Raw genomic sequence first — 7,045 nt, 5'->3', positions numbered from 1 at the left:
GTTGGCGCTCTAACGCTTTTTTCACGATCTCAAGATTATGTTGTGCATCTTGATTGTTTGGTTGTGTCTTGAGGGCATGTTTGTAGCTATCAATGGCTTTCTGAAACTGTTTGGCTTGTGCGTATGCATTACCGAGGTTGTATTGTGCACGAGGCGTATCAATGCCTTGCAAGCTTTCAATCGCTTTCTCAAATTCCCCGGCTTTATACTGGGCAATCCCTTTCCATTCGGGGTTCTTAAATGTTTGCTCCGCTTGCTTGTATTGCTTCGCGTTAAACAGCTCATACCCTTGTTGGTCTTGATTTTTCCATGCACTTGCTTGGGCTTGATTGGGTGTCGTAAGTGGAAGTGCCAGCCAAATAAGAGTAAAAATGAGGCCTCTACGAAATAGTCCAAGAGCGGGCAGCAGCAGTAACAGTACTAGCCAATAACCATTATTAACGACATCATCAACGCTCTGATCTTGATTCTTCTTGGCGTGAGTGGAGAGGTGTTGAGTGAAGTGAGTAATGGTATTGATATCTTTACTATCAAGTTGAATCGGAACAAAAATACCGTTTACTGACTGGGCTAGGTGCCCCATATTAGCAAAGTTGGCTTTCGCGATGACTGTACTGTTGTGGTTGTCTTTCAGTAATGACCCATCTTGCTGCACGATGGGTGCGCCTGACTCTGTGCCAACGCCCAAAATCGACAATTGCCACCGTTCGTTGGAGAGCAATTGCTGAATATCATTGACCTCTTGGCTATCTAGATCATCCGTCATCAAGACGATATCACCGCGCTCTAGCCCCGCATTTTTTAGCATTTCAATCGCCAACTTTACGCCTTGCCCGGCATTAGCGCCAGGGTAGGGCATGATATCTGGTGACAGGTTTGGGATCTGATTAACGATGGTCTGTGTATCGCTGGTTAACGGGCTGATTGTATAGGCATCTGCGGCGTAGGCAATTAGGCCGGTACTACCCTCGCGCCACTGCTTGAGAAGATCCATCGCTTTATAGCGAGCTTGGGTTAATCGGTTCGGTTTTAAATCGGTGGCATACATCGATAGTGACATGTCCATCACTAAAACTCGCGCTTGACCGCTTTGATAACTCGGTCGTTTGGCGTGCTCCCAGCTTGGGCCTGCTAACGCTAAGGTAGCGAGCAGCCAGAATAGCGTAATACCAGATAGCAGTTGGCTTTGATGCTGGCGGTTTTCTATCCCAATCGCTTTAGCGATATGCGGCGCGATCAGGCTGTGTTGACGAGGACGAAGCTTGATCCATAGAACGACTAGCGCTAAGGGAATCAGTGAAATAAGAGCCCACGGATAGAGGAAAGTAAATTCAAACATGATTCCTCCTAAATAGGGTGAGGATAACAGAAAGCATCAGTGCCAGAGCGAGTGGTAAGCCAAACCATTCGGTTTGTGGTCGCCAAGTTTGGTCGGCAACACTCACCGGTTCCAAATCATTAATGGTTTGGTAAATTTCTGCCAATTCTTGGCTATTACGGGCGCGAAAATACTGGCCGCCAGTGATATTTGCAATCTCGGTGAGCGTCTTTTCGTCAAGGTCCTGCGCTGTATTTACTGTACGGCGCATAAATAACCCGTCGACTTCCATTTCACCGGCACCGACACCTACGGTATAGATGGTCGCATGATATTTTTTTGCAATCTTAGCGGCTTCGATAGGATCGAGTACACCAGCGGTGTTGGTTCCATCACTGAGTAAAATCATCACCCTCTGGGGCGCGTCACTATCAATAAAGGTCTTAGTGGCTAAACCGATACCTTCACCAATGGCGGTTCGGTTACCGATTAAACGCAAAATGGTGCGATTGAGTTGTTGACGTATGGTTTGTCGATCTAGGGTTAACGGCGTCTGTAAATACGCATGGTCAGCAAATAGCACCAGACCCAGCCGGTCACCTTGGCGCTGGTCAATAAAGTGACTGAGTACGTGTTTTACTGCGCTCAGACGGTCGATAAACTCATCATCTTGACGCATATCCTCGGTCGACATGGATGACGATAAATCGACGACCAACATCAGGTCACGGTGTTTGGGCTGAGCGATAATGGGCTCTCCAAACCAGACCGGACGCATCGCAGCAAGTACTAAACATAGCCAAATTAAGACGCTCAGGATTTTGGCTGTCAGTTGTTTTGGTTGGTGACCGCCTCCGCTCTCAGGCAGAGAGGGGAGGTAAATCGGCGATCGTTGTTGGCTGGGCGGTAGCAATTTGTATATCGCGATTGGTAGCGGCAAAGCAAAAATCATCCACCACCAAACGAACTCGATATCAGCCACGTCGTACTCCTCCTTTTTGGGGGGGTAGTGCGTTTTCGACCCAGTAAACGCAGTGTTCTACGAGTTCTTGAGCATCTTCAATTGGCTCTCGCGAGTAAAGCGCTTGTTGCCAGCGTTCTTGATTGCGTTCAAACAACGTTTTACCGATTTGTCGGTCCAAAAAAACATACCAAGGTTTGCCAGTTAACGCCGCCATGTCTTCTCTTGGGTAATAACATAGCGCGGCTTGGCGTAACAATTCTATTGCGCTCGATGGCTCCTTGGTGTTGGCCAGCATTCTTAATGCGGTTTTCTTTGGTGCCATGCGCTTGACGCGCCAGCGAATAAATAGCCAGACCAAAAGGACGGCGATCAATACTGCTGCAAGTGATGCCCACCATCCCCAAGCAAGCGGAAACCATGACGGCATTTCCGGTAGATGCAGGGATTTAAGCGGTAATAGCGATTCATTTTGATTTTCTGTCATTCGACGTTATCCGAATAATTGTTGTAATAGGGGCTTAGCACTGGAGATGGATGAAAAAGACACTCCATGTGATAACGCTGTCGATTTTAACGCGTCTTGTCGCGCTTGAAAGCTATTAGCCAATACTGTTCGTGTTTGTTTTGAAGCGAAGTCTAACCATTGCGTGGTTGAACGGTCTGAAACTTGTTCTATGCCGCGAAATTCAGTGTTACCTTGCTCCAGCGGATCCCAAAACTGGACCATACGCACGCGGTTGTGTTGGCGCAATTGCCCGATAAGCGTGTCATGCTGCGATTCAAAGCGGGTAAAGTCACTGAGCATAACGATTTCACTGCCTTTGGAGCACAAGCGTCTTAATGTTTCTAACGCGCGAGTAAAGCTGACTGTTGGCGAGTCCACTGGGGCTGTCAGCAGTTGATTGTGGTGGTCGATGAGTTGCTGAAGAATACCGAGTGGGCCTTGCATTCGGTTACTAGGACGCAGTTCAATCAGTGCAGCGCCCGTATCAATCACTGCACCAATACGATCTTTTTGCGCCAAAGAAAGCCAAGCAATTAGGCTTACCATATGCCCAAGTTGTACCGATTTCAGCAAATACGTTGAGCCAAAAAAGAGGCTGCGGCTAAGGTCGATATATAAGACGACCGGCTTTTCTCTTTCCTCGGTGAACAGTTTGGTATGTGGCTTACCCGTTCTCGCGGTGACCCGCCAATCGATAGTTCGAATATCATCTCCGGGTTGGTACTGGCGCACTTCCGCAAAATCCATTCCGCGACCAAGTTGACGGCTCTGATGTTGGCCAAGTGCTGTCGCCCATAAGCTTTTAGCAGGGGGTAGCCAGCGTACCGCTTGCTGTTTGTACACCATCAGTTCCTGCAAGCCTAACGTTACGCCATTGGCGTAATCTGGTAATGGTTGTGATGACGTTTGATTATAAGCCGTTTTCATCAAGGTTACGCCCGCGTTATGCGCTGCCCACTAAGGCCAGTAAGCGGCTAATGACTTGGTTCGAGTGAATGCCTTCGGCTTGGGCTTGGTAACTGAGTAAAATACGATGACGTAATACGGGAAAGGCCATCGCTTGTACATCTTGAGGAGATACAAAATCTCGCCCTGACAGCGATGCATGGGCACGGGCACAGCGATCAAGTGCGATCGTGGCACGCGGGCTGACACCGAGGTTGATCCATTGCGCGAGCGTCTCGTCATAGTGTCTAGGTTCGCGTGTCGCCATGACTAAGCGGATAATATATTGCTCGATACTGTCCGCCATATGAATGTTGAGGACTTCTTGACGCGCACTAAAGATATCTTGTTGGCTTAAGGTCGGCGGCGTTGATGTCTTGTCACCTTTGGCTTCACCACGGTTTAAACGCAAAATAGCCAGTTCACTGTCTGCATCTGGATAATTCACATCCAGATGAAGTAAGAAACGATCGAGTTGTGCTTCTGGGAGTGGATAGGTGCCTTCTTGCTCAATCGGGTTTTGCGTGGCCATAACAAGAAATAATGTCGGCAAAGCGTAAGTTTTACGACCTGCGGTAATTTGCTTTTCCGCCATGGCTTCTAACATTGCCGCCTGAACTTTGGCCGGCGCCCGGTTGATTTCGTCGGCCAGAATCAGTGAGTTAAAAATAGGGCCGGGTTGGAAATCAAATTGCCCGGTTTCTTGACGGAAAATGTCCGTACCGGTGAGATCCGCAGGGAGCAAATCTGGCGTAAATTGAATACGGTGAAAGTCCCCTTCAATACAATCAGCAAGGCATTTGACAGCGCGAGTTTTTGCTAAGCCTGGAGGCCCTTCAACAAGAATATGCCCATCAGCAAGCAATGCGACAAGCAATTGCTTTACCAATTCCGTTTGGCCTATAACCTGATGGTTTAAGTACTCTTCAAGTTGTTGAAGAAGTGTTGACGTCATTGCTGATTATCTCCCGGATTTTATTGGCTTTAGTGGATAAGCAGGGTGAAAAGTTCCGTTATGTCTCATTTTTTTGACTTAATTGATGATTATTTCGTCAGTTAAGTGTTTTTGGACTGGTTTGATCTCTTAGTGAGTTTCGGGTGACCTTGTCACTAAACTTACACCGTTTTTCTCCCCAGTTCAATTTAGCAAAACGTGATTTATATCAGTCAATTATTCTTAAAATTAATGTCCTTTTTTGGTACGAAACTCGTTATTTTTAATCCTTTAGTTTTATATTCAAGTAATTTTATAGCCATAAAGTATTTCTACTTTGTTTGCTTTTAGTATAAAAAGGGCGAATGTTCGGTAAAGTAATATATTTTGCAGCCGACAATAAATCTCGACAACAAAACATATTTCCTAATCAGGACACGATGAATGGCAAAACTCAGTTCTTTCAGTATTAAGCAAAAAGTGGTCGCGGGGATCACATTTGCGGTATTAGCATCGACAGTGATTGTTGGTTTGATGGCCCAAAGAACGGCCAGAGAAGTTCTTGAATATCGTTTGGTGAACATTCAATTACCATCGATGCTTGAGCAGATCGAAAACGATATCGACAACCAGGTCAATCAGTTGCTACTTGCGGCTCAGCAATTAGCGAACAATGAATTCATTAAAGACGTCATTGAAACCAAACAGATTGATTCCAGCGCAGAAGCAAAATTGGTGCAACAGCTGAATAATGTTCGTGACCAATATAAGTTGAACGATGCGTCGGTTGCGAACCGTCAAACCGCTTACTACTGGAACCAAAAAGGCTTCTTGCGAGAACTCAACCGTAGTCAAGATGGGTGGTTTTTTGGATTTACCCAATCAGGTGATGCGACCATGGTGAGCATGTTCCAAGAGCCGAGCGGTGAAGTGAAAATGTTCGCCAATTTCCAAGACGTTAATGGCTTTAGCTTATCGGGCGTCTCCAAGTCAATGGATGACATGGTGGCGTTACTGAACGGGTTTAAAATCGAAAAAACAGGCTTTGTTTTCCTTGCCGATGCCGCGGGTAACGTCCAAATTCACAGTCAAAAAGACAAAGTGAAGAGTACGCTCTCAAGCTTGTATGGTAACAATGTCTCTAAGCTGTTGAATAAGTCGTCATTTAACATGATTCGCAGTGACTTTAATGGTCAAGACGTGTTCGTGGCGAGCCAGTACATTCCAACAATGGACTGGTTTGTAATTGGTGTTGTGCCTGTTAAAGAAGTATTCGCGGATTTAGATGCGGTTGGGCAACAAATGATGATCATTACGATTGTTGTTGCGGCGCTATTCATTCTGATGGGCATTTTCCTCGCCAACAGTATTACCAAACCCATCAAGGCACTGGCGGCTCGATTCTCTGATCTTGGTAAAGGGGATGGTGATTTATCACAGCGAATTGAGGTTGAAGGGCAAGATGAAATCGCGCAACTTTCAGCCGGGTTTAATGGCTTTATTGAAAAAATTCATCAGTCGATGAAAGAAGTAGCCGAAACCAGTAATGCGTTGCAATCTGCAGCGGATGGGGTGTCGTCTAAGGCAACTCGGACTCACGATAATAGCCAAACTCAACGAGACCAAACCATTCAAGTGGTGACGGCGGTCAACGAAATGGGGGCGACAATCAGTGAAATTGCCTCTAACGCAGCAACGGCGGCCGAAACAGCGAACGAAGCGTCTCAAAGTAGTACCAATGGCCAAACGGTGGTTAACACCGCCAAAGATGCGATTGGTCGCTTGGCCGCAGATATTGAGAATACCGGGCAGGTGGTGACACAGCTCGCTTCGACGACGCAAGAAATTGGTTCGATACTGGATGTGATTCGTGATATTTCCGACCAAACCAACCTGTTAGCGTTGAATGCTGCTATCGAAGCGGCGCGCGCAGGTGAGCAAGGTCGTGGCTTTGCTGTTGTGGCCGATGAGGTTCGCAACTTGGCCAGTCGTACCGCTTCATCAACCGATGAAATCCAGAAGATGATCAACCAACTTCAAACCGACGCGACCGATGCCGTGAAAGCGATGGAGTTGGGGATCACGATTACCCATGAAGGGGTCGAGGCTTCTGATGAAGCAGTTCAAGTGCTTCTGAGTATCTCTGAGCGCATTCACGATATTTCCGATCGTAACACGCAAGTGGCAACCGCAACTGAAGAACAGTCAACCGTGGTGCATGTGATTAATGAAAATATCGAAGAGATTAACCTGATCAACCAAACGACGACGGAAACGGCGGAAGAACTGGCGCAGGCAAGTCTTGAGCTTAAAGAGCTTTCCGTACGCTTGGACCGTATGGTCGGAAGTTTTAAACTCTAATTTCTACAGAGTTCGTTA

Annotated in this window: 6 protein-coding genes; 1 reads left to right on the top strand and 5 read right to left on the bottom strand. The window is 46.9% G+C overall.

All coding sequences use genetic code 11. The features are described 5' to 3' along the window. From ACFFUV_RS16455 to ACFFUV_RS16435, 5 genes are all read right to left on the bottom strand, one after another. Positions 1–1,339 (bottom strand): vWA domain-containing protein (locus tag ACFFUV_RS16455; RefSeq protein ID WP_390194778.1); only part of this gene is annotated, 1,339 nt, incomplete at its 3' end. Continuing rightward, entirely contained in the window at positions 1,332–2,300 is a 969-nt protein-coding gene (locus ACFFUV_RS16450) for a vWA domain-containing protein (protein ID WP_390194776.1), read from the bottom strand. The genes ACFFUV_RS16450 and ACFFUV_RS16455, both read right to left, overlap by 8 nt. After that, positions 2,293–2,766, bottom strand: coding sequence for a DUF4381 domain-containing protein (locus ACFFUV_RS16445; RefSeq protein ID WP_390194774.1), 474 nt, complete (start codon positions 2,764–2,766; stop codon positions 2,293–2,295). Before ACFFUV_RS16445 ends, ACFFUV_RS16450 begins: the two co-directional genes overlap by 8 nt. 6 nt (positions 2,767–2,772) lie before the next feature. Then, positions 2,773–3,714 (bottom strand): DUF58 domain-containing protein, encoded by a 942-nt coding sequence (locus tag ACFFUV_RS16440; protein ID WP_390194772.1) that lies wholly within the window; start codon positions 3,712–3,714, stop codon positions 2,773–2,775. Between the two features lie 16 nt (positions 3,715–3,730). Continuing rightward, on the bottom strand, positions 3,731–4,687 hold the full coding sequence (locus tag ACFFUV_RS16435) for an AAA family ATPase (RefSeq protein ID WP_390194770.1): 957 nt from the start codon (positions 4,685–4,687) through the stop codon (positions 3,731–3,733). A 423-nt stretch (positions 4,688–5,110) separates the two neighbouring features. Here ACFFUV_RS16435 and ACFFUV_RS16430 point away from each other — a divergent pair, with 423 nt between their 5' ends. Next, positions 5,111–7,027, top strand: a complete 1,917-nt coding sequence (locus ACFFUV_RS16430; protein WP_390194768.1) for a methyl-accepting chemotaxis protein — start codon at positions 5,111–5,113, stop codon at positions 7,025–7,027. The last annotated feature ends 18 nt before the right edge of the window (positions 7,028–7,045 follow it).

Origin of the sequence: Vibrio olivae (assembly GCF_042428525.1) — a bacterium.
Lineage (GTDB): Bacteria > Pseudomonadota > Gammaproteobacteria > Enterobacterales > Vibrionaceae > Vibrio > Vibrio olivae.
This window is presented reverse-complemented; position numbering and strand designations above follow the sequence as displayed.